General features: G+C 72.5%; 19 protein-coding genes and 1 pseudogene. 11 read left to right on the forward strand and 9 right to left on the reverse strand.

Annotated features, from left to right (window positions below; translation table 11 throughout):
• Positions 1-84: 84 nt before the first annotated feature.
• Both CS0771_RS20510 and CS0771_RS38860 read right to left on the reverse strand, forming a co-directional pair.
• Positions 85-3,873, reverse strand: a complete 3,789-nt coding sequence (locus CS0771_RS20510) for a discoidin domain-containing protein (protein WP_212842487.1) — start codon at positions 3,871-3,873, stop codon at positions 85-87.
• Between the two features lie 121 nt (positions 3,874-3,994).
• Positions 3,995-4,693, reverse strand: a pseudogene (locus tag CS0771_RS38860) (ThuA domain-containing protein); the annotation flags it as partial.
• A 484-nt stretch (positions 4,694-5,177) separates the two neighbouring features.
• On the opposite strand from CS0771_RS38860, the gene CS0771_RS20515 reads away from it, so the two are divergent.
• The 6 genes from CS0771_RS20515 (at position 5,178) to CS0771_RS20540 (ending at position 11,973) form a co-directional block, all read left to right on the forward strand.
• Positions 5,178-6,107: a hypothetical protein gene (locus CS0771_RS20515; RefSeq protein WP_212842488.1), complete on the forward strand. Its 930-nt coding sequence runs from the start codon at positions 5,178-5,180 to the stop codon at positions 6,105-6,107.
• 70 nt (positions 6,108-6,177) lie between these two features.
• Positions 6,178-6,927, forward strand: a complete 750-nt coding sequence (locus CS0771_RS20520; protein WP_212842489.1) for a phosphotransferase — start codon at positions 6,178-6,180, stop codon at positions 6,925-6,927.
• Positions 6,928-7,016: 89 nt separating this feature from the next.
• Entirely contained in the window at positions 7,017-7,664 is a 648-nt protein-coding gene (locus tag CS0771_RS20525; RefSeq protein ID WP_212842490.1) for a PadR family transcriptional regulator, read from the forward strand.
• 192 nt (positions 7,665-7,856) lie between these two features.
• Positions 7,857-9,068, forward strand: a complete 1,212-nt coding sequence (locus tag CS0771_RS20530; RefSeq protein WP_212842491.1) for an FAD-dependent monooxygenase — start codon at positions 7,857-7,859, stop codon at positions 9,066-9,068.
• 151 nt (positions 9,069-9,219) lie between these two features.
• Complete coding sequence (locus CS0771_RS20535) at positions 9,220-10,617, forward strand: IS4 family transposase (RefSeq protein ID WP_212839295.1); 1,398 nt, start codon at positions 9,220-9,222, stop codon at positions 10,615-10,617.
• A gap of 315 nt (positions 10,618-10,932) precedes the next feature.
• A complete protein-coding gene (locus CS0771_RS20540) occupies positions 10,933-11,973 on the forward strand; it encodes a glycoside hydrolase family protein (protein WP_244870914.1) in 1,041 nt (346 codons plus the stop codon).
• Positions 11,974-12,049: 76 nt separating this feature from the next.
• Here CS0771_RS20540 and CS0771_RS20545 read toward each other — a convergent pair whose 3' ends face one another.
• Positions 12,050-13,276 carry an ROK family transcriptional regulator gene (locus CS0771_RS20545; protein WP_212842493.1) on the reverse strand — a complete coding sequence of 409 codons (1,227 nt, stop codon included), beginning with the start codon at positions 13,274-13,276 and terminating at the stop codon, positions 12,050-12,052.
• 111 nt (positions 13,277-13,387) lie between these two features.
• Here CS0771_RS20545 and CS0771_RS20550 point away from each other — a divergent pair, with 111 nt between their 5' ends.
• Complete coding sequence (locus CS0771_RS20550) at positions 13,388-13,960, forward strand: DUF1360 domain-containing protein (protein ID WP_371821588.1); 573 nt, start codon at positions 13,388-13,390, stop codon at positions 13,958-13,960.
• A gap of 228 nt (positions 13,961-14,188) precedes the next feature.
• Here CS0771_RS20550 and CS0771_RS20555 read toward each other — a convergent pair whose 3' ends face one another.
• Positions 14,189-14,479: a DUF3040 domain-containing protein gene (locus CS0771_RS20555; protein ID WP_212842495.1), complete on the reverse strand. Its 291-nt coding sequence runs from the start codon at positions 14,477-14,479 to the stop codon at positions 14,189-14,191.
• A gap of 167 nt (positions 14,480-14,646) precedes the next feature.
• Here CS0771_RS20555 and CS0771_RS20560 point away from each other — a divergent pair, with 167 nt between their 5' ends.
• Positions 14,647-15,552 carry an alpha/beta fold hydrolase gene (locus CS0771_RS20560; RefSeq protein WP_212842496.1) on the forward strand — a complete coding sequence of 302 codons (906 nt, stop codon included), beginning with the start codon at positions 14,647-14,649 and terminating at the stop codon, positions 15,550-15,552.
• Here CS0771_RS20560 and CS0771_RS20565 read toward each other — a convergent pair.
• Positions 15,505-16,104: a phosphoribosylanthranilate isomerase gene (locus CS0771_RS20565; protein WP_212842497.1), complete on the reverse strand. Its 600-nt coding sequence runs from the start codon at positions 16,102-16,104 to the stop codon at positions 15,505-15,507. The two genes, CS0771_RS20560 and CS0771_RS20565, sit on opposite strands and share 48 nt — an antisense overlap.
• A 13-nt stretch (positions 16,105-16,117) precedes the next feature.
• On the reverse strand, positions 16,118-16,939 hold the full coding sequence (locus CS0771_RS20570; RefSeq protein ID WP_212842498.1) for an alpha/beta fold hydrolase: 822 nt from the start codon (positions 16,937-16,939) through the stop codon (positions 16,118-16,120).
• A 155-nt stretch (positions 16,940-17,094) separates the two neighbouring features.
• On the opposite strand from CS0771_RS20570, the gene CS0771_RS20575 reads away from it, so the two are divergent.
• On the forward strand, positions 17,095-17,502 hold the full coding sequence (locus CS0771_RS20575; RefSeq protein WP_212842499.1) for a phage holin family protein: 408 nt from the start codon (positions 17,095-17,097) through the stop codon (positions 17,500-17,502).
• A 6-nt stretch (positions 17,503-17,508) separates the two neighbouring features.
• On the opposite strand, the gene CS0771_RS20580 is transcribed toward CS0771_RS20575, so the two are convergent.
• On the reverse strand, positions 17,509-18,351 hold the full coding sequence (locus tag CS0771_RS20580; protein ID WP_212842500.1) for an ABC transporter permease: 843 nt from the start codon (positions 18,349-18,351) through the stop codon (positions 17,509-17,511).
• Between the two features lie 117 nt (positions 18,352-18,468).
• On the opposite strand from CS0771_RS20580, the gene CS0771_RS20585 reads away from it, so the two are divergent.
• The gene (locus CS0771_RS20585; RefSeq protein ID WP_212842501.1) at positions 18,469-18,879 is read left to right on the forward strand and encodes a DUF4259 domain-containing protein; all 411 of its coding nucleotides are present in this window, start codon (positions 18,469-18,471) and stop codon (positions 18,877-18,879) included.
• Positions 18,880-18,930: 51 nt separating this feature from the next.
• Here CS0771_RS20585 and CS0771_RS20590 read toward each other — a convergent pair whose 3' ends face one another.
• Complete coding sequence (locus tag CS0771_RS20590) at positions 18,931-20,184, reverse strand: hypothetical protein (protein WP_212842502.1); 1,254 nt, start codon at positions 20,182-20,184, stop codon at positions 18,931-18,933.
• 158 nt (positions 20,185-20,342) lie between these two features.
• Here CS0771_RS20590 and hemC point away from each other — a divergent pair, with 158 nt between their 5' ends.
• Positions 20,343-21,266 carry a hydroxymethylbilane synthase gene (gene hemC / locus CS0771_RS20595; protein ID WP_212842503.1) on the forward strand — a complete coding sequence of 308 codons (924 nt, stop codon included), beginning with the start codon at positions 20,343-20,345 and terminating at the stop codon, positions 21,264-21,266.
• 122 nt (positions 21,267-21,388) lie between these two features.
• On the opposite strand, the gene CS0771_RS20600 is transcribed toward hemC, so the two are convergent.
• On the reverse strand, positions 21,389-21,859 hold the full coding sequence (locus tag CS0771_RS20600; RefSeq protein WP_212842504.1) for a GNAT family N-acetyltransferase: 471 nt from the start codon (positions 21,857-21,859) through the stop codon (positions 21,389-21,391).
• Positions 21,860-21,913: the final 54 nt, after the last annotated feature.

Raw genomic sequence — 21,913 nt, forward strand, 5'->3', positions numbered from 1 at the left:
TGCAGGTCTCCGGGGCTGGATTCGTGCAGTTTCCCCGAAACTGACGCGCGGCCGGGGCCGGGCCTCGGCCGCGCGGCTTCCGGGTCAGCGGGTGCCGAGGACCTGGAAGTCGGAGAGCTGGCCGGCGGGCCAGCCCGTGTTGGCGGTGATGTTGAGGCGGACGTACCGGGCCGACGTGTTCGACGGCAGGGTGATCGTCACGGTGTTGGCCGGGGGGTTGAACTGGTAGGCGGTCGAGGCGACGACCGTGCTGAAGTTCGATCCGTCGGTGCTGCTCAGCACGGACAGCGTCTGGGTGCGGGCGCCCCACGCCGAGGGCAGTTTCAGCACGATCGAGGTGAGGGCCGCGGTGCTGCCCAGGTCCACCGTGATCGCCTGCGGGAACGCGTTGTTGGCGCTCTCCCAGTACGAGTCGGCGTCACCGTCCACCGCGTTGCCGGGCACGTAGTTCTGCACCTGGCTCGCCGTGACGGGCCGGCTCAGCGCCAGGTTGGTCGGCGTGGCCGTGGTGCCGGTGCCGGTCAGCCCGACCGCCAGCGACGGGTTGGTGGCGTTGCTGTTCACCGTGAGGTTGCCGGACTTCGCGCCCGCCGAGGTGGGCGTGAAGGTGACCGTGATCGTGCAGCTCGCCCCCGCCGCCAGGGACGCGCCGCAGTTGTTCGTCTGCCCGAACTGGCTCGCTGCGGTGATCGAGGAGATGCTCGCCGCGGCGGTGCCCGTGTTGGTTACGGTGACCGTCCGGCCGCCGCCGGCCGTACCCACATTCTGGTTGCCGAAGGCGAGCGACGTGGGGTTCGCGGCCAGCGTGGCCGAGCCCGGTGGGTTGCCGCCGCCGAAGATCTGCAGCTCGGACACCTGCCCGGCGGGCCAGCCCGTGTTGGCGGTGATGGTGACCCGCAGGTGGCGCACCGACGCGGCGGTGAACGTCGCGGTGGCGGTGTTGCCGGTCGCCGGGTCGAACAGGTAGCCCGCCGACGCCTTCAGCGTGCTGAAGTTGCTGCCGTCGGTGCTGCCGGTGATGCTCAGCGTCTGGGTGCGCGCACCCCACGCCGCCGACGGCGGCAGCTTCAGCGTCACCGAGCTGACCTGCTTGGCGCTGCCCAGGTCGGCCTGCAGCCACTGCGGGAACGCGTTGTTGTCGGACTCCCAGTAGCTGCCGGTGTTGCCGTCGTTGGCGGCCGACGCCGGGAAGCCGCCGTTGCTGCTGCTCGCCGACATCGCCGCGCCGATGGCGAGGTTGGTGCTGCCGTCCGTGCCGGTGCCGGTCAGCGACACGGTGAGCGGCTGCGCGGTGGTCGAGTTGGCCACCGACAGGGTGCCGTTCTGCGCCCCGGCCGAGGTCGGCGCGAACCGCACGCCGACCGTGCAGGACGCCCCGGCGGCCAGCGAGGTGCCGCAGTTGTTCGTCTGCGTGTACTGGCCGCTGACGCCGATCGAGCTGATGCTCGCCGCCGCCGTGCCCGGGTTGCTCACGGTGACCGTCTGCGCGGCCGTGGTGGTGCCCGTGTTCGCCGAGCCGAAGGCCAGGCTGCCCGGGGTGACCGTCAGCTGCGAGCCGTCGGACACGCCCTGGCCGAGGAAGTCGACCCAGTTCACGTTGAAGATCGAGCCCTGGCCGGTGTTGCCGGCAGGGTTCTTCGCGACGAGGTAGAGCGGGGCGGTGGTGGTGCTCGCGGACAGGTTGGCGGTGACGTCGGTATACGTCTGCCAGCCGCCTGTGCCGCCGAAGGTCGCGGTGCCGAGCAGGGCGCCGTCGGGCGCGCCGGTGCGGACCTCGATCCGGCCGCCGTCCCCGGGTGAGGCCACCCGGAACCGGGCCGCGGTGATGTTGCGCAGGTTCACCGAGGTGTACGCCCAGTAGTCGCCGTCCTCGATGAAGCCGATGTTCTGGAAGCCGCCCGCGGTGTCGGAGGTGGCCTCGCGCTGTACGCCCGGGTCGCCGCCGCCGATCGCGCCGGGCGCCCGGCCGGTGCTGTTGAAGAACTCGGCCTGCTTGTGCTTGGGCTGCAGCTTGATGGTGGCCCGCCCGGTCTGCGCGCCCGCGCCGCCGCTGCCGCCGAGGTCGGTGTAGCTCGCCTCCAGCACGCCGAAGATGTCCGCGTCGTCACCGTGGCCGGTGCCCATCGAGGTCTGCACCACGCCGCTGCAGCCGCTGTACGACTGCAGCGGGTGCGCGTGCGCGTCGTGGCCCAGGTAGTACTGCAGCGTCACCCGCGAGCAGTTGATCGCGCCGTCCTCCGGGTCGGTCACGGTCACGGTGAACCGGACCTGGTCGCCCCAGGCGAAGAAGCCGCCGTCGGCGGGCGCGCTCAGCGTCACCGTCGGCGCGGTGTTGCCCACGGTGATCGGCACGTTGGCCACGGCCGTGCGCCCGCCGGGATCGCGCACCGTGAGCTGGGCGTTGTAGCTGCCCGCCGCGTTGTAGGTGTGCGACGGGTTGGCCGCGGTCGAGGTGCCGCCGTCGCCGAACGTCCACGCGTACGTGATCGGCTGCCCGGCCGGGTCCCGCGAGCCCGCGCTGGAGAACTGCACCGTCAGCGGCACGCCGCCCGAGGTCGGGGTGCCCGAGGCGACCGCGATCGGGTTCTGGTCGCCGGCCACGTAGTCGATGCGGTAGACGCCGGAGTCGGCGTTGTTGCCGCCGAAGCCGGTGCCCCACTCGATGAGGTAGAGCGCGCCGTCCGGGCCGAACTCCATGTCCATCGGCCGCAGGAACGTCATCGACGACAGCAGCTGGTTGACGTCCACCAGCGATTTGCCGTTCGCGGTCACCTGCATCGTGTAGAGCTTGTTCTGGTTCCACTCGCCGAAGATCGCCTTGCCGTCGTAGTACGCTGGCCACTTGCGATCGGACGTGGACGCGGCGCTGTAGCGGTATACCGGCCCGGCCATCGGTGCGCCACCCCCGCCGATCTCCGGGAACAGCGGGTTGCCGCCGTAGTCGTAGTCCACCGTGGCCGCCTGCGCCGGGGGCAGGCTGGTCAGGCCGGTGTTGTTCGGCGAGTTGTTCACCGGCGCCGCGCAGTTGTACTTCGCGCCGCTCGGCCCGGACGGGAACGTGTAGTCGTTGTAGGCGTAGTTCGCGCCGATGCAGTACGGCCAGCCGTAGTTGCCCGCCTGCCCGACGATGTTCCACTCCACGGTGCCCTCGGGGCCGCGGTTCGGGTCGGTGGTGCCCGCGTCGGGGCCGTAGTCGGCGACGTACAGCGTGTTCGTCGCCGGGTCGGTGCCGATCCGGAACGGGTTGCGGAAGCCCATCGCGTAGATCTCGGGCCGGGTCAGCGCGGTGCCCGGCGCGAACAGGTTGCCCGCCGGGATGGTGTACGTCCCGTCGGCCTGCGGCCTGATCCGCAGCACCTTGCCCCGCAGGTCGTTGGTGTTCGCGGAACTCTTCTGCGAGTCGAAGTCCGACCGGCCCGCCCGCTCGTCCAGCGGCGCGAACCCGCTGGACTCGAACGGGTTGGTGTTGTCGCCGGTGGCCAGGTAGAGGTTGCCGGCCGCGTCGAAGGTCATCGAGCCGCCCGCGTGGCAGCACGTGTTGCGCTGCGTGGCCACCTGGAGCAGCACCTTCTCGGTGGCCAGGCTGATCGTGTCACCGGTGACGGTGAACCGGGACAGTTGGTTGCGGGCCGCGCCCGTGGTGGGGGAGTAGTACAGGTAGATGAAGCCGTTGCTCGCGAACGCCGGGTCCAGGCGCATGCCGAGCAGGCCGTCCTCGTTGCCGGTGAACACCGGCAAGGTCGCCGCGGTCACCGTGGTGCCGGTGCTCGGCCTGACCACCTGGACGCGGCCGTCGCGCTCGATATAAAAGACGCGGCCGTCGGGGGCCACGTCCAGCTCCATCGGGTTGTTGGTGTTGCTGTCCAGCGTCACCTTTCTGGAAGCTCTGCGGCCGGGTCGCCGTGCAGTCGCCCGCCGCCTGGCCCGCCGCCGTGCGGATGCCGCCGAGCAGGTGGTTCAGGAACGCGGTGTCGCTGTAGGACGCGACGGTGTGCCCGAGCGCGGTGTACCAGGAGCGGCCGCCGTCGTACGGCTTGCACCAGGCGACCGGGTGGTCGGCGCCCATCGCCGAGCCGCCCGGGGCGTAGCTGCGCTCGTCCACGCTCGCCAGCACGTGTGCATTCGTCCGAGGACTGCTCTGGAACGAGTACCACTCGTCGAACCGTGACCAGGTCGGGCTCAGGTGCGCCGTGGACGGGTGCGCCGGGTCCTCCACCTTCACCGTGGCCGTCTGCTCGGCCGGGTGGCTGGAGAAGTACGCCCCGACCAGGCTGCCGTACCAGGCCCAGCCGTACTCGGTGTCGGACGCGGCGTGCACGCCCGCGAAGCCGCCGCCGGCCCGGATGTAGCGCTCGAACGCGGCCTGCTGATTGGCGTCGAGCACGTCGCCGGTGGTGGACAGGAACACCACCGCGGCGTACTTGGCCAGGTTGGTGTCGCTGAAGGCGGTCGCGTCCTCGGTGGCGTCGACGGTGAACCCGTTGGCCGTGCCGAGGTTGCGGATCGCTGTGATGCCGGCCGGAATCGAGTCGTGCCGGAACCCGGCGGTCTTGGAGAAGACCAGCACCGAGAACGGCGCGGCGTCGGCACGCTGCGGCACGGCGACGATACCGGCCGCGACCAGCACGGCGATCACCAGCAGGCGCAGCAGCCTGGTCAGGGGCGGGTGCAGGGACGGTGACGCGAGGGGCATGGAGAGTCTCCTCGTCGGGGACGGACGGCGGAAACCCCCTGGCTCGGGTGAGCGGGCCCCGGGCGGGGAGGCGGAGCGGGCGGGACTTCGGAAAGCACCGATGTTTCGAAGCAGTCACAAATTTGCACCCATGAAACGATTGTTGTCAACGCATCACGCAGAAATTGCACGTGCCATGTCGAATTCCTGGAGTGGATTCGCGTATCCGCCCAGGCCGGTGCCGTCGGCACCGTCTTCGGTGACTGGACCGTGGAGCGGGTCCGGCCGTGGCTGCTGTCGACGGTGGACACGTTCGGGCCGCAGCGCTGCATGCTCGGCTCGGACCTGCCCATCGAGCGCCTGCGCGGCGGCTTCGCCCCACCTCTACGACGCCTACGACCAGATCTTCGCCGGGTGTACGCCGGACGAGCGCGCCGCCCTGCGCCACGGCACCGCCGCGCATTGGTACGGCGACACCCCTCGCCCATGATGCGCGTCTTGCCCTGTGTCGGCGCGACTGGTCTGTTTGCGGCGGCAGGCGCCCGACTGTCCGTTGTGTATAGTGCCTGGCGTGCCGAGACGCCGAACTGCCGCAACCGACGGGAACCTCCGTACGAAGCTCCTTGCGGCCGCCGGCGCGGTCGCGCTGCTGATCGTCGGCGCGGTGGTCTCGCCGCTGGGAGAGAAGATCGTCGACGCGATCTGGCAGGCCGAGGAGGCGGTCCTCACCGATGAGGTCCCCGCCGGGACGGGATGCGTGCCGGGTGGTCCCGCCGTCAGCGTGAACCTCGCGTACGCGTTCAAGCCCGTCGGCTGGTGGGCCACCGTGGAGAAGCTCCCGGACAAGGTGCTGGCCGAACTCAACGCCGACGAGGCGACGGAGCGCGTCCTCGCCCCCTACGACGCGGTGCGATCCCAGATCACTGTGGGCACGCCGCTGCAGCTCGCGGTCACCGGTTGTGGATCGAAGCCGGTCGTCATCACCGGGATGCGCCCCGTGGTGTCCAGGCGCGACGCGGCTCGGGCGGGCAGCATCGTGCTCAAGGACACCGAGGGTGCGCTGGACGTCATCGAGATCGGCTTCGACCTGGACGCCCGGGAGCCCGCGGCGCTGACGGTCGACGGCCGAATGTTGACCTTCGGCGGCCCCTACTTCGGTTCCAAGGTCATCCAGGTGGCGCCGGAGGAGACGGTCCCGCTCAGTGTCCTGGGGATCACGAAGAAGTCCTACGTAGAATGGACCATCGCCTTCGATACCTTGGTCGACGGCAAGGCCTGGAGCTTCACGGTCAGCCTGCCCGGCGGCAAGCCCGTGCGCAGCAACGCGCTCACGGCGGCATACGGCTCCGCGTACGAGATGGACGTGAGCCAGAACCCGCCTGCGTTCAAGCAGGTCCCACCAGCACAGGTGATCCGCCAGCTCCGCGGCGCCTGAACGCGGCTTGCGCCTGAGCGCCGGCCGAAACGGGTCGGGCTCAGGCGGCGGCGCACCCTAACCTACAGGGATGCTGAGCGAGGAGCCGCTGGTCGGCAACGTGACGACCGGCGTGGTTCGAGTCGGCGACACGGTGCGCCGTCCTGCCGGTCCGTGGACCGAGGGCGTGGACGCGTTCCTGACCCATCTGCACGAAGCCGGGTTCACCGGCGCGCCGCGCCCGCTGGGGCGCGACGAGCAGGGTCGCCAGGTGCTGGAGTACGTGCCCGGCGAACCGTGCGACCACACGGGCACGTTCACTCCCGCCGAGCTGGCGGAGATCGGGCGGCTGCTGCGCGATCTGCACGACGCGGCGGTGTCGTTCGTCCCGCCGCCCGGGGCCCGGTGGGAGAACCCGATCCCGGCTGAGGGCACGGACCTGGTCTGCCACAACGACGTGGCGCCGTGGAACCTGCTGCGGACCGCGCGCGGCTGGGTGCTGATCGACTGGGACGGGGCGTCGCCCGCCTCCCGCACCTGGGACCTGGCGTACGCGGCGCAGAGCATGGCCGGCATGCGGCCCGAGCGTGACCCGGCCGACGCGGCCGCCCGCCTGCGCGCCTTCACCGGCGGCTACGGTCTCGACCCCGCGCACGGCCCGGCCCTGGCCGCCACCCTCGGCCGCCGCGCCCGCGCGATGTACGACCTGCTGGAGACCGGGGCCAGGGAGAGCCGTCAACCCTGGGCCCGCATCTTCACCGAGGACGGCCCCTACTGGCGCGACACGGCCGCCTATCTCGACGAACACCGCGCGCTGTGGGAGTCCGCACTTCTGCCCTGAGGTGAGCCGCGGTGGCATGCGGAGCGTTCGGATGCGTATACTCGGCAGCGAGTAGTCAAGTCTGACTAAGCTGTCGGAGGGAGCGGGCGATGGCGAAGCGGCGCGCCGTGAACAACCTGATGGCGCTGGCCGTGCTGTCCGCGCTCGCCCAGCAGCCGATGCACCCGTACCAGATGGCCTCGGTCCTGCGCGAATACGGCAAGGACCGCAACATGAAGATCAAGTGGGGTTCGCTCTACACGGTCGTGCAGAACCTGGAGAAGCACGGCCTGATCGAGGCGACCGACACGGTGCGCCAGGGCGGCCGCCCGGAGCGGACCGTCTACGCGATCACCGGGCCGGGCCGGGCCGAGCTGGTGGACTGGGTACGCGAGCTGATCTCCACGCCGGAGCCGGAGCAGTCCCGGTTCGTCGCCGGGCTGTCGGTGCTGGCGGTGCTGTCGCCGGGCGAGGCCGCCGACCTGCTCGCCCAGCGGCTGTCCGTGTTGGAGCGGGAGCTGGCCGACCGGCGCGGCCGGCTGGCCGAGGCGTCCCGCGAGGTGCCCCGGCTGTTCCTGGTCGAGGACGAGTACGAGCTGGCCGTCGCCGAGGCGGAGGTGGGGTTCGTGCGCGGGCTGCTCGCCGAGCTGACCGGCGGCACCTTCCCCGGGCTGGCCGACTGGCAGGTCTTCCACGACACCGGATACATCCCGCCCGAGCTGGCGGAGCTGATGGAGAGGGGGCTCCCGCAGGAGTAGCCCCGAGATCGGCCTCCGGCGCGGTGCGCCAACACCGCACCGGAGACCTTCGACCCTCGCACCGAACCACCAGGGACCCGGCCACGAGAGGTGGCAACCGCAAGGATAGCCGGGTTTCCCCTGGGCGGTCCGGACGCGAGTCCGTACCCGCACCGGTCACGTGACCGGTGCGCTCATCCCTGGGAGAAGACAATGACGAAGGTCAAGACCGCCCTGGTCGTGGGCGGCGGCATCGCCGGCCCGGTCGCCGCGATGGCCCTGCGGCAGGCGGGCATCGAGGCGCGGGTGTACGAGGCGTACGACAGCACCGCCGACGGTGTCGGGGGTGGCCTCAGCATCGCGCCCAACGGGCTGCGGGCGCTGTCGGTGATCGGCGCCGACGACGCGGTGCGCGCCGTCGGGCTGCCGATGGACAGCATCGTGATCCACAGCTGGACCGGCAAGCGGCTGGCCTCGTTCGGCGGCCCGAGCGGCATGGAGCCGCAGCGTTTCGTGATGCGGCCGGACCTCTACCGGACGCTCTACGCCGAGGCGGCCGGGCGCGGCATCGCGGTAGCGCACGGCAAGCGCCTGGTGTCGGCCGAGCATCTCGGTCCGCAGGGCGCGCCGACGGGTGTCCGCGCGCACTTCGCCGACGGCACGGCAGCCGAGGCCGACGTGCTGATCGGTGCGGACGGCATCCGGTCGACGGTGCGCGCGATCATCGACCCGGCCGCGCCGCAGCCGCGCTACACCGGCCTGCTCGGCTTCGGCGGCTGGTCGGACCACACCGGCCTGGCCTCGACCGGCGACGCGATGTACATGATGTTCGGCAAGCGGGCGTTCTTCGGCTACCAGGTCTTCCCCGACGGGCGCTGCGGCTGGTTCGCGAACCTGCCGCACCCGACACCGATGTCCTGGTCGGAGGCGAACCGCACCAGCCCGGACGAGTGGCTGCGGGTGCTGCGAGCGGCGTTCGCGGACGACCGCATGCCGGTGCTGGACATCCTGCGCCGATCGGACCCGGCCGAGTTCGTGTCGATCGGCGGCATGGAGGACATCCCGCGCGTGCCGACCTGGCACCGGGGCCGGATGGTGCTGGTCGGCGACGCCGCGCACGCCACCTCCCCGTCGTCGGGGCAGGGCGCGTCGCTGGCCGCCGAGAGCGCCGTGCAGCTCGCCCGCTGCCTGCGCGACCTGCCCGCCGAGCAGGCGTTCCCAGCGTACGAGCGGCTGCGCCGGGAGCGGGTGGAGCGCATCATCGCGTCGGCGGCGCGTACCAACAGCGACAAGGCCGCCGGTCCGGTGGCGCGCGTGCTGCGCGACCTGATCCTCCCCACGGCGATGAAACTGCTGGCCAAGCCGGAGAAGATGGCCTGGCAGTTCGACTACCGCATCGACTGGGAGAGCCCCGTCGCGGCGTGAGCCCGCGGGGTCGGGGATGATCGCGGTCTCGTGTCAAAAGCAACGCCGTTGACTTAAGGATTTGATCGCCGCGTCAAGGCCGTCTCGGCTGGCGATATGGAACGGGACTCCTCAATATCAGTTCGACCAAGAATTGACCCGAGGAGTCCCGTTGCAGCAGCAGTCTGCCATCACGCGCACGATCACGGTAGCGGCCGGGGCGTTCGCGCCGGGCCATCTGGGCGAGCTGACCCAGGTTCTCGACTTCGACCTGGTCGATGCCGTGGCAGCCGAGACCGGCACCACGCAGCGGCGGGTCAGGCTGTTGCCGACCCGGGTGCTGATCTTCTTCGTGCTGGCGCTGGCGCTGTTCGAGCCGTGCGCCTACCGGCAGGTGTGGGCGAAACTGGTCGCCGGTCTGCGCGGGCTCGCGGTGGCCTGCCCGAGCGCGTCGGCGCTGACCCGCGCCCGCCGCCGCGTCGGCCCCAAACCGCTGCGCGCGCTGTTCGAGGCGGTCTGCGGCCCGGTGGCCTGGCCCACGACGGGGCCGGCGTTCTGGCGCGGGTTTCGCACCGTCGCCGTGGACGCCACCACCCTGCACGTGCCCGACCGGCCCGGCACCAGGACGCGCTACCCCAAACGCCAGGGTCCGGCGATGACGTTCAGCTACCCGTACCTGCGGCTGGTCGTGCTGGTCGAGTGCGGCACCCGCGCCCTGCTCGGGGCGGCGTTCGGGCCCGAAAGCGCCGGTGAGCATGTCTACGCCCGCCGGCTGCTGGACAAACTCGACGCCGGGATGCTGCTGCTGGCCGACGCCTACTACGACAGCTGGAAGCTACTGGCCGACATCGCGGCCACCCGCGTGCAGTATCTGTGCCGCTCCGGTGCCGGCCGCGTCCCGCTGATCCTGACCCGGCTATCCGACGGCTCCTACCTGTCCGTTCTCGGCCACGGCCGGCTGAAGGTCCGCGTCATCGAGACCTGGGTCGAGATCACCCACGCCGACGGCGTCGTGCGCACGGAGCAGTGGCGGCTGATCACCAGCCTGCTCGACCACACCCGCTACCCCGCGGCCGACCTCGTGCAGCTCTACCACCAGCGCTGGCAGGTCGAGACGACCTACCTGTCGATCAAGTCCACGATCCTGGACGAGCGGGTCCTGCGCTCCCACCACCCCGCCGACATCGACCAGGAACTCTGGGCCCTGCTGACCGTCTACCAGACGATCATCCGGATCACCGTCGACGCGGTCGACGCCCTGCCAGACGTCGACTACCACCGGGCCAGCTTCACCGTCGCCCTCGAAACCGCACGCGACCAGGTCGTCACCGCCGAAGCCGTCATACCACCACCCGGCCACGCCGTACTGGTCGGCGCCATCGGACAGGCCGTGCAGGACAACCTGCTACCCGCCCGACGACGCCAACGCGCCAAAGCCCGCAGCCGCAAGAACCCGACCAGCAAATACGGCCCCAACGCCGGCAAACACCCGCAGCAGACCCAGACCTACACCTTCCACGCCACCGTCACCATCTTCGAAGAAGGCTTGACAGCCCGCTCAAATCCTTAAGTCAACGGCGTTGGTGTCAAAAGGTGGGGCCAGACCTCACCTTCCGCCACGAGCTGGCGATCATCCCCGACCGAGCCGGTGCCGCATGGCGGGGGCCGGGGTGCTTGATCGGCGTCTCGTGTCAAAAAGTGGCGTTAAACCTGACGTTCCGACACGAGACAGCGATCAACCTCCGCCCCAGCTACCTAGGACGGCCCGGAGGGTGTGCCCGGCGGCACCGGCGCAGGCAGCAGGAACCAGGCGCTCCGGCCGGTGGGTGTCCGGAAGTCAGGACGCAGAGAGCGCGTTCACGCCAGGCCGCTAGGGTGTGCGCTCGTGGAGGAGACCTCGCAGCGGCATCCGGGCAGGCACGTCAGGCGCGACCGGCGCAGGCTGTGGTGGCTGGCGATCCCGCTGGCCGTCGCGGTCCTGATCGGAGGCTCCTACGCCGCTGTCCGGCTGCTGGACGACGCGCCCAGCCCGGCCGCCGCCGGGGAGCCGGTCGCGGTCACCGAGAGTGGAGCCGTGCCGGGGACGCCGCAGGCCTCGGCGTCGGCCACGTCCACCGCGAGCCCGTCCGCGAGCGCCGCGCCCTCGGTGAAGCCGAGCGCCACCAAGGCGCCCGTCGGTGCCCCCGCGAAGTCGTCGTCGAAGAAGGGCGCGACCGTCTGGCCCGCGAGCGGCCTCGCGACCGCGCTCAAGGACGTCCGCGCGAGCTGGTACTACAACTGGTCGGCGGGCCCGACCAGCGGCGCGGGCAGCAGCGCGGCGTTCGTGCCGATGATCTGGGGCGAGAAGTCGGTGACCGACGCCGAGCTGGCCCGCGCGAAGCGGAACGGCGACGTCCTGCTCGGCTTCAACGAGCCCGACTTCGGCAGCCAGGCGAACATGAGCGTGGAGCGGGCGCTGGAGCTGTGGCCCCGGCTCCAGGCCACCGGCATGCGGCTGGGCAGCCCGGCGGTGGCGGTCGGCGCGGACCGGGCGGGCGGCTGGCTGGACCGGTTCCTCAGCGGCGCGAAGTCCCGCGGCTACCGGGTCGACTTCATCACGCTGCACTGGTACGGCTCTGACTTCTCCAGTGCCGCCGTCGGGCACCTGAAGAACTACCTCCAGGCCGTCTACCAGCGTTACCGCATGCCGATCTGGGTCACCGAGTACGCCCTGATCAAGTGGGGCAGCGGCGGCGCGGTGTATCCGAGCGACGCGCAGCAGGCCGCCTTCGTCACCGGCTCCACGAAGATGATGGAGGGCCTGTCCTACGTGGAGCGCTACGCCTGGTTCGCCCTGCCCTGGCCCACCGAGGGCCACCAGGGCACCGCCCTCTACAAGGGCACCACCCCCACCGCCGCCGGCCGGGCATACCGCGCCGCGGGCTGACCGGCGCCGCAGTTTCGGGGAAACTGCACGCCGACCGGGCACCGGAACTGCAGTTTCGGGGAAACTGCGCCGGCCGTCACGCGCCGGCGCGGGCCATCACGGCGAGGGGGTTGGCGAAAAGGTCGGCGAAGGCGAGTTCGGCCGCGCCGAGCAGGGTGGTGTCGTCGCCGAGCGCGGCGACCGCCAGCCGGACCCGCTCCCGGGACACGGGCAGCACGTGCGCGGCGATCCGGTCGCCGACCTGTGCCTGCGCGCCCAGGTACACGTCGCGCATCATGCCGCCGAAGACGAGCATGCCCGGGTTGAACAGGTTGATCAGGTTGGCCACGCCGATGCCGAGCCAGTCGCCGACGACGGCCACCGCGTGCCGTGCGGCGGGCTCGCCGCGCCCGGCGGCCTGGACGACCTCGCGCACCGCGTCCCGCCCGATCAGGTCGGCGGGCCGCCCGGCCTCGTCGAGCAGGGCGCGCTCGCCCACCTCGGCCTCCAGGCAGCCGCGCGCCCCGCACGAGCAGGGGCGGCCGCCGTGCGGGTTGACCAGCATGTGCCCCAGCTCGCAGCCGTAGCCGGCCTCGCCGTCGAGCACCTCGCCGCCGACGATGATGCCGCCGCCCACGCCGACATCGCCGTGCAGGTAGATGAGGTTGTCGACGGCCACGCCCGCGCCGCGCCGGTGCTCGGCCAGCGCGCCGAGGTGGGCCTCGTTGCCGACGGCGACGGGCAGCCCGAGGCCGAGCCGCTCGCCGAGTTCGGTGCCGAAGGCTTGGTCGACCCAGCCCAGGTAGGGCCCGTAGCGGACCATGCCGTCCCCGGGGCGGATCATGCCGCAGTACGACGCGCCGACGCCCACGCAGACCGCGCCGGGCGGGGCGGTGTCGTGCAGCTCGCGGCCGAACCGGGCGAGCACGTCGACGACGGCGGCCAGGTCCGGGCCGGAGCGGGAGCGGGCGGCGACGCGGCGCTCCTCGATCCGGCCGCCCAGGCTGACCCGGGCGGCGACCAGGCGGTCGACGGCGACGTCGAAGGCGAGCACGTAGACGCGTGCGGCGGCGGGGGTGACGACCAGGGACGGGCGGCCGGAGCGGCCAGCGCCGATCGGCTGCTGCTCGCGGACCAGCCCGGCGGCACCGAGTTTCGTGGTCAGCGCCATGATCGTGCTGCGGTTGAGGTTCATCCGCTCGGCGAGCGCGGCGCGGGACAGCGGGCCGTGCAGGTGCACCTGCTGCAGGAGCGCACCGAGATTCTGCCGCGGGGCGTCCTCGGTGACGGGCTCGGCCCCCGGCAGCGTCGGGCTTCTCAGCATCGAGACCTCGGCGGCAGGCGGGTGCAGGTGGTGGAAGGATCAACCATACGTGACCGGTCGGAGCCGGTGGAAGTCGGCTCGGGGCGGTTTGGCCGCGGCCCAGTGGGGAACCTGCGGAGGATGTCCGATCGTTTGCAGGCACTGCACGAGGAGTACGCACAGGGCGCGCGGCGCCCGCTCAAGGGCTACCTGGGCCTGCTCGCCGGGTACGGCGTGGCGGTGGGGGCGCTGGTCGCGGCGGCGCGGTTCAGCCGCCGCACGCTGCCCCGGCCGGGCGCGGGCGACGTGCTCCTGATCACTGCGGCCACGTACAAGACCAGCCGGTTGCTGACCAAGGACGCGGTCACCAGCCCGCTGCGCGCTCCGTTCACCCGCTATGACAAGCCGATCGGCGCGGGCGAGGTGCAGGAGGAGGTGCGCGACGAGGCGGGCCCGGCCCGGCACGCTCTCGGCGAGTTGGTGAGCTGTCCGTTCTGCCTGTCGGTGTGGGTGGCGACCGGGCTCACCGGTGGGCTGGTGCTGGCGCCCCGGTTCACCCGGCTGGCGGCGACCGCGCTGACGGCCGTGGCCGGGGCGGACTTCCTGCAGCTGGCGTACGCGATCGCGCACCGGCACGCCGAGGGCGGCCCGAAGCCGGCGCCCGCCCCGCTGCCGGCCGGATTCGAGCCTGCTGAGCTGCGCTGATCCGTTTACCGCAAGGGTTCGCGGGGAACGTCCCCGGTCTGCACCCGAAGGAGGCCGGAGATGGCGCCGCTGAAGACATGCCTGGTCCTGGAGGCGGCACCCGCGGAAAGCGCGCCGAGCGCGATACGAAGACGGTGCACAAGCGACAGACCACGTCTGGTGCCCAGGCGCCTGCCGGAGATGACGCAGCGAGCGCAGCGATGCGCTCGCTGATTCATGCCCGGGGTGTCACGCGGACGGCGGGCCGAAGAAGCCGTCGCGGATGGTGACCAGCGCCAGCACCGCGCCGAGGGCGGCGATCATGCCGCCGCAGGGTGATCCGGCCAGGAACGCCGTGATCGCCAGCGCGGCGGCGGCCAGGGCGAGCAGCAGGCGCAGCCGGTGCTTTCGGTGGCGGCGGTATTCGGCGGGCGGGCAGGGTTCGCCGGCGCGCAGCCCGAGCGCGAACCAGGGGTCCTCGGCGCTGGTGCGCGCCTCCAGCTCGGCCAGTGCGCGCTCGTCGTCGGGGCCCAGTTCCACCGCATCACCCCCCGTGATCGACCCTCATCGACCATCATCGCCGCGACGGGCAAGCCTGGCTCTACCCGATCCGAGTGGGTTCCGCAACATTCCCTAAAACTCCCTAACACTCCTTACACGTGGCGCGTTAAGGTACGTTGACGGACTGTGCATGAGAAGGGGAAGTGATGACGGCGATCTACCGGAGCGAGGCCGGCGGTCAGCGGGTGCGGGAGCAGTACGAGCGGACGCTGCGAGAGTGGCCGGTCCCGTGCGAGCACCGGCGCGTGCCGACCCGGCAGGGTGAGACGTTCGTCGTGGTGTCCGGCCCGGAGCACGCGCCGCCGCTGGTGCTGTGCCACGGCTCGGGCACCAACGCGGCGATCTGGATGGGCGACGTGGCCGCCTGGGCGGAGCACTTCCGCGTCTACGCCGTCGACATGATCGGAGAGCCGGGGCTGAGCGCCCCGTCCCGCCCGCCGCTGGACTCCGCGGCGTACGCCCAATGGCTCGACGACGTGCTGCGGGAGCTCGGGGTGGACCGGACCGCGCTGGCCGGGGCCTCGCTCGGCGGGTGGCTCGCGCTGGACTACGCGATCCGCCGGCCGGACCGGGTGACCAGCCTGGTGCTGCTGTGCCCCGGCGGGGTGGGCCGGCAGCGCTGGGGGTGGCTGTTCAAGGCGGTGCTGCTCAGGCCGTTCGGGCGGTGGGGGCGGCGCCGGACGCTGCGCGCGGTCGCGGGCCTGGACGTGCCCGGTGTGGAGCGCTTCCTGGACACCATGGTGCTCACCGATGAGCACTTCCTGTTCCGCAAGGAGCCGCTGCCGGTCTTCCCCGACGCCGCGCTGCGCGGGCTGACCATGCCCGTGCTGGTCATCGCGGGCGACCGCGACGCCATGCTCGACACCCGCGAGACCGCTCGGCGGATGGCGGCCGCCGTGCCGCACGCGGACATCCGGGTGCTGCCGGGCGTCCGGCACTCCGTGGTGGGCCAGACCGCGACGGTGCTCGACCACCTGCGCCGGACGGGCGTCACGCGGGAACGGTCAGGCGGCCTGCCTGGCGGCGGCGATGAATCGCCTGATCAGGACTGAGTCCTTGACTCCGCGGGTGGACTCGACGCCGCTGGAGACGTCGACGCCGGGCGCGCCGGACAGCCGGATCGCCTCGGCGACGGTGTCCACGGCCAGCCCGCCCGCGAGCAGCCAGTCCTTGCCCAGGTCGCGCCCGCGCAGGGTCGCGTAGTCCCAGGCGCCGCCGGAGCCCGGCTCGGTGGCGTCGACCAGCAGCAGGTCCTCGCCGTACGCGCCGACGCGCAGGTCGGGCGCCTCGTAGCTGACGGCTCTGATCAGGGTCAGCCCGAGGTCGGCCACGGCGGCGAAGTCGGCGCGGGTGTAGGAGCCGTGCAGCTGCAGTGCCCGCAGGCCGGCCGCCTGGACCAGCTCGCGGGCCTCGGCGACGCCGATCCCGGCGACGACGCCGACGGTCAGCACGTGCGGCGGGACCGTGGCGGCCAGCCGGTGGGCCGTCTCCGGGGTCACCTGGCGGGGGCTGCGGGTGAGCAGGAAGCCGAGGGCGTCGGCGCCCGCGTCGACCGCGGTCGCGACGGTGTCCGGGGTGGACAGGCCGCAGATCTTGACGAACATCGCGGACCCCGGCTCAGGCCGTGGCCATGCGGGCGAGGACCTCGCGGGCCACCTCGTCCGGGGCCTCGTCGGGGATCCAGTGGCTCACGCCCGGCAGGGTCACGAAACGGTAGTCGCCGGTGACCTGCTGCGCGCAGCCCTGCGCGGCGGCCGCGCCGACCGCCGGGTCGTGGTCGCTCCACACGAACGTGGTCGGCACCGGGACCGGCCCGGCCGACATCGGGCCGCGGCCCAGCGCCCGATACCAGTTCAGGCCGCCGGTCAGCCGGGCCCGGTCCAGCATCGGGGTGACAAAACGCTCGACCCGCTCGGCCGGGACGCCGGTGAACAGCTCCCGCAGCCGCTGGCCGTCCTGTTCGAGCAGCAGATCCTCGGCCTTGCCCGGCTGCTGGAAGAGTCCGATGTAGGCCGAGCGGCGCTGCTGGTCGGCGTCGGTGGCCAGGGCCTTCGCGTACGCCGAAGGGTGCGGCACCGAGATCGCGGTCAGCGTGCGCACCCGGCCCGGGTGCTCGGCGGCCAGGTGCCAGGCGACGACCGCGCCCCAGTCGTGGCCGACCAGGTGCGCCCGGTCCACGCCCAGCGCGTCGAGCACCGCGACCGCGTCGGCGACGCACTCGCCCATGGTGTACGCGGCCACGTCGGCGGGCCGGGCGCCGGGGGAGTAGCCGCGCTGGTCGAAGGCGTACGTGCGGGCGCCCGCGTCGTGCAGCCGCGACGCCACCAGCTCCCACTCCCCGGCGTGCTGGGGGAAGCCGTGCAGCAGCAGCACCGGCGGCCCGTCGACCGGGCCGCCCGCCTGCACGTCGAAGACCAGTTCCCGCGCGGTGATCTGCATACGGGCCAGCGTAGTACGGCATCCGTGCGCGATCATGTGACGGCGGCCGCGGCGGAACTCACACCTGCGGGTGACCCGCGGAACGGATCGGCGCCGGACGTGGTTCGGCACAGTGGGAACAGGGCAGTCTGGTGTTACAGGGAGGAGGTGGCCCGATGTCCGAGACGACCCACCGGCCGCCTGCCGAGCCGGGCGACGAGCAGCTGACCAGCCTCGCCCGCGCCGAATACACGCTGGTTCAGGCCGGGCGGCCCGACCGGGCCCCGGCCGAGGCGGGCGGCGCCCTGCTCGGCGCGGCCGGGATCGCGCTGCTGTGGGCCGGGCCGGTGCTGGCCGCGGCCGCGGTGCTGGTCCTGTCCCGGGTGATGCCGGTGTGGCTGGCGGTGCTGTGCGCCGTCGCCGGATCGGTGCTGCTCGGGGTGGTGCTGGCACTGGCCGGGCGGGTCCGCCGCCGGCGCCGCGAGGCCCCGCGCCGTGCCGTCAACGGCCAGCGCGCCGACGCGGCCGTGCTCAGCAAGCCCGCGGCGGAGTGGCCGGAGTCCGAGCGCAGCACCCGCCCCTGAGCGGCGTCACGGGCTGCTGATCCACCGGTCGCGCAGCCCGGCCAGGATCGTCACCGACACCACGAGCAGGATGAGGCTGAGCACGATCGCCGCCTCCAGGTCCGTCTCCAGGGCCAGGTAGACGGCGAGCGGCATGGTCTGCGTACGGCCCGGGAAGTTCCCCGCGAAGGTGATCGTCGCGCCGAACTCGCCCAGCGCCCGCGCCCAGCACAGCACCGCGCCCGCGGCGACCCCGGGCGCGACCAGCGGCAGCGTCACCCGCCGGAACGTGGTCCACCGCCCGGCGCCCAGCGTCGCGGCGGCCTCCTCGTAGCGGGTGTCCGCGCCGCGCAACGCCCCCTCGACCGCGATGACCAGGAACGGCATCGCCACGAACGCCTCGGCGACGACCACCCCGGCGGTGGTGAACGGCAGTGTCACGCCGAACGTCTCGTCGAGCCAGGAGCCGAGCAGGCCCCGGCGGCCGAACAGCAGCAGCAGCGCCACGCCGCCGACCACGGGCGGCAGCACCAGCGGCACGGTGACCAGCGCGCGCACCAGGCGGCGCCCCCGGAACTCGACGCGGGCCAGCAGCCACGCCAGCGGCACGCCCAGCAGTACGCACACCGCGGTGGCCAGGGTCGCGGTGAGCAGCGACAGCCGCAGCGCGGCCAGGATCGCCGGCTGGGCCAGGTGCTCCAGCAGCGTGCTCCAGGGGGCGCGCAGCAGCAGCCCGAGCAGCGGCAGCACCAGGAACGCCAGCGCGAGCCCGGCTGGCACGAACAGGAACAGCGGCACCCGCCGCGGCCCGCGCCGCCGCGCCGGGACGGTCACGGCCGGTCCGCTGGACTGCTGCTCGGTGGCGGGCATACCCGCAGCCTACGGCGGCGACGGCGGCGAGCGGGGCGCGGACCGGGGCCGGGTGCGCGCGCGGCGATGTCGCATGCGGCCGCTATCGTCCGGCACGACCTGGCGCGGGAGGCAGCGATGGGCACATGGGACACGGGTCCCTTCGATAACGACAGCGCCGCGGACTGGTGCGGCGCTCTCGACGACGCGGCACCGGGCGAGCGGCTCGCGATGATCCGGCAGGCGCTGACGGAGGCCGCGGACACGGCCGGTTTCCTGGACGACCGGGAGGGCGTGCGCGCCATCGCGGCGGCCGCGATCGTGCTGTCGCAGCGGCCGGGGGCAGAGCCGCTGACCTCGGCGTACGCGCCGGACTTTCTGCTGGACGGCGGCAGTGTGGTGATCCCCGACGACGTCGCGGCGCTCGCGGTGCGGGCGCTGGACCGGGTCATGGGTGACGACTCCGAGTGGCGCGAGTCGTGGGAGGAGGCCGGCGGCGAGGACGCGTTCGCCGTGGTCCGCGACCTGCGTAGCGCCCTGGCAGGTTAGGAAGGGCACCTTCTACTACGTATTCCGATAAGAAGGTGCCCTTCCTTGCTGTTACTGGAAGGTGAGGGTGCCGTTGGCGTTGCGGATGCAGGACAGGGTGCGGTTGGCGGTGGTGGCGGCGGCCGAGAGGCACTGGCCGAGGACGGCGTGGCCGGCCGCGTTGGGGTGCCAGGATTCCTGGCAGGTCTGGAAGTACGTCACGCAGGTGTTCGCGAAGCGCTGGATCGCGATCTTGTCGTAGCCGGACAGGCTCTGGATGAAGGTGCCGCTCGGGCCGTCCATGACGCGCACGGGGGTGGCCAGCGCGCCGGTGGGGCTGCCCGCCTTCTCGCACAGCCGGGCGCCGTCGAAGGCCCGCTGCACGTTCAGGTAGACCAGGTCCTGGCCGGGGAACTCGGCGGACAGGTTCGCGTGGGAGTCGCGCACCACGGCGCCGAGGTTGGCCGAGAAGCGGTGGCCGGGGGGCAGGCTCGCGCGGTGGATCGGGCAGCCCGCGGCGTAGCGCTCGGCGCCCAGCTCGCGGAACTTGTCCCTGTCGTCCTGGCGGCCGTCCTCCTCGATGAGCGTGCTGTACACGTCGGTGGGCAGCGGGTTGGTGTAGTCCTGGAACACGATGCGGTGCTGGCCGTCGGCGTCCACCTCGTTCAGCGTGGTGATCAGCTGGCGCAGCGCGTTCGTGGTCTCGGTGGTGGCCGAGGCGACCTCGGCGGCGCTGGCCAGGTCGGCGTCCGTGCACGGCTCCTGCGGCACCGGGCCGTTGATGTACGCCCAGAACTCCCACCAGCCGGTCCACGCGTCGGCGATGAACCGGTTGGCGCACAGCGTCGCCACGTCGCCGAAGGTGAAGTAGCTGTTGTTGGAGCCGAGGCCGACCAGCACCAGGTCGATGTCGTGGGTCTGCGCCACGGCGCGCAGCTGGGTGAGCTGGGCGGCGACCTGCCGGCCGTTCGTGCGCGTGTTCGACGCGTTCGCGATGTCGTGCGGCTGGCCGCCCGAGCAGGCCAGGTTGAACCGCGAGTTGATCCCGGACAGGGCCGCGACCTGCAGCGAGGCGTTGGCGGAACGGTGGCAGAAGTAGGCGTTGGTGTTCGCCGCGGACCAGCCGGGGAAGGCCTGGGCGGTCCCGTTGAGGTCGACGACCGTGGTGTACGCGCCGGCGCCCTCGCCGCTGATGAAGCTGTCGCCGATCGCGACGGCCGCCGTGGGCAGGGCGGCGGTCGCGGGGGCGGAGGCGACGGCGAGCGCGCCGGAACCGAGGGTGAGGGCGGCCGCGGCGGCCAGCGCCGTGCGCCGGAGTCTGGACACTGTGGATCCTCCGAAAGCGAATGTGAGAACGATTCGCAGATAAGACCATGATTGGAGATGCGCGTCAATACTCGGGCGTTACCTGCAGGAAACCTTCAGCGCGACACGCCTGCCCGGCTTCACGGCCTGTTCATACGGCCTGGCCTAGGGTTCCTCAGGTGACGACGACCCTCCGCCTCGGGACCCGGGGCAGCACCATGGCCCTGGCGCAGGCCCGCCACGTCGCCCGCGGGCTGGAGGCCGCCCACCCGGGCCTGACCGTGCTGCTGGTGCCGGTGTCCACGCACGGCGACCGGTGGACCGGCAGCCTCGCCACGGCCGGCGGCAAGGGCGCCTTCACCAGCGAGATCGACGCGCTGCTGCAGGCCGGCGACATCGACCTCGCGGTGCACTGCCTCAAGGACATCCCCGGCGACGTGGCCCTGCCCGACGGCGTGCACATCGCCGCCTACCTGCCCCGCGACGACGTACGCGACGCGCTGCTCAGCCGCGACGGCCTGCGCCTGGCCGAACTGGCCCGCGACGCCGTCGTCGGCACCAGCGCCGTGCGCCGCCAGGCCCAGCTCCTGCGCGCCCGGCCCGACCTGCGCGTCAAGCCGATCCGCGGCAACGTGGACAGCCGCATCGCCCGCATGGACGCCGGTGACGTCGACGCCATCGTCGTGGCCGCCTGCGGCCTGCACCGCATCGGCCAGGCGGACCGCATCACCGAGGTGCTGCCCGCCGAGGTCATGGCCCCCGCCACCGGCGCCGGCACCGTCGTCGTCACCACCCGCGTCGACGGCGAGGCGTCCAGCCTGGTCCTCGCCCTCGACGACCCCGACAGCCGCGACCCGGGCCTGGCCGAACGCGCCCTGCTCCGCCGCTTCGGCGCCACCTGCAACAGCGCCGTCAGCGGCCACGCCACCCTGGACCAGAACACGCTGACCCTGCGCGCCGCGGTCTACGCCCCCGAAGGCGACCGCACCCTGCACACCGTCGTGGCCGGCGACCGCACCCACGCCCCCGCCCTAGGCCGCCAGGCCGCCGAAGAGCTCCTGTCCCTAGGCGCCCGCAAACTCCTGGACCCCTATCTCCGCTGACCCCTATCTCCGCTGACCCCGCCCGCCCGCCGCGCCGATCTTGCGCGGGCTGTGGGTGCGACACGCCCGAAACGGGCAATAGGGCAACACTTCGCGCAAGATCGACGTGATCTTGAGGCGGGTCAGGCGGGCAGATCGAGGCGGGCGACGAGTTCGGTGTCCTCGGTCTCGCCGGTCTCGGTGAAGCCGACGGCGGCGTAGCAGTGGCGGGCGGCGGTGTTGGCGGGTTCGTAGGACAGGGCGAAGCGCCGGTGGCCGTGCCGGGTGGACAGCAGGTCGATCGCCGCGCGGACCGCGGCCCTGCCGAGGCCGTGACCCTGGTGGGCGGCGTCGATGATGATGCCGCCGAGCCAGGCCGCGCTGTCGGCGGGGTCGACCGTCCACATCAGGAAGCCGAGCACCGTGCCGTCGGGGCCGGTCACCGCGAGCGGCTGCCAGCCCGCCGTGCCGTAGTGGCACAGCGCCAGGTAGTACGCCGGATCGGCGACCCACTGCCGCTGCGGCTCGCTGACGGTGAGGGCCGCCACGGCGCGCCAGTTCGCGGCGTCGACGGGCAGGAGGGTCACGGCGGGCGGCGCGTCGGGGGTGATCATGTGGCGAATCCTCCCAGGCCGGTTCCGGGTGCCCTGGGCGGGGTCGGAAAGACG

The organism is Catellatospora sp. IY07-71 (assembly GCF_018326265.1).
Lineage (GTDB): Bacteria > Actinomycetota > Actinomycetes > Mycobacteriales > Micromonosporaceae > Catellatospora.

What these genes read in the sequence shown, in the direction of transcription:
- CS0771_RS20580 (WP_212842500.1), bottom strand. Translation starts at nt 18,351, where the DNA reads ATGCCCGCCACCGAGCAGCAGTCCAGCGGACCGGCCGTGACCGTCCCG.
- CS0771_RS20565 (WP_212842497.1), bottom strand. Translation starts at nt 16,104, where the DNA reads ATGTTCGTCAAGATCTGCGGCCTGTCCACCCCGGACACCGTCGCGACC.
- CS0771_RS20520 (WP_212842489.1), top strand. Translation starts at nt 6,178, where the DNA reads ATGCTGAGCGAGGAGCCGCTGGTCGGCAACGTGACGACCGGCGTGGTT.
- CS0771_RS20575 (WP_212842499.1), top strand. Translation starts at nt 17,095, where the DNA reads ATGTCCGAGACGACCCACCGGCCGCCTGCCGAGCCGGGCGACGAGCAG.
- CS0771_RS20585 (WP_212842501.1), top strand. Translation starts at nt 18,469, where the DNA reads ATGGGCACATGGGACACGGGTCCCTTCGATAACGACAGCGCCGCGGAC.
- CS0771_RS20600 (WP_212842504.1), bottom strand. Translation starts at nt 21,859, where the DNA reads ATGATCACCCCCGACGCGCCGCCCGCCGTGACCCTCCTGCCCGTCGAC.
- CS0771_RS20570 (WP_212842498.1), bottom strand. Translation starts at nt 16,939, where the DNA reads ATGCAGATCACCGCGCGGGAACTGGTCTTCGACGTGCAGGCGGGCGGC.
- CS0771_RS20545 (WP_212842493.1), bottom strand. Translation starts at nt 13,276, where the DNA reads ATGCTGAGAAGCCCGACGCTGCCGGGGGCCGAGCCCGTCACCGAGGAC.
- CS0771_RS20530 (WP_212842491.1), top strand. Translation starts at nt 7,857, where the DNA reads ATGACGAAGGTCAAGACCGCCCTGGTCGTGGGCGGCGGCATCGCCGGC.
- CS0771_RS20525 (WP_212842490.1), top strand. Translation starts at nt 7,017, where the DNA reads ATGGCGAAGCGGCGCGCCGTGAACAACCTGATGGCGCTGGCCGTGCTG.
- CS0771_RS20560 (WP_212842496.1), top strand. Translation starts at nt 14,647, where the DNA reads ATGACGGCGATCTACCGGAGCGAGGCCGGCGGTCAGCGGGTGCGGGAG.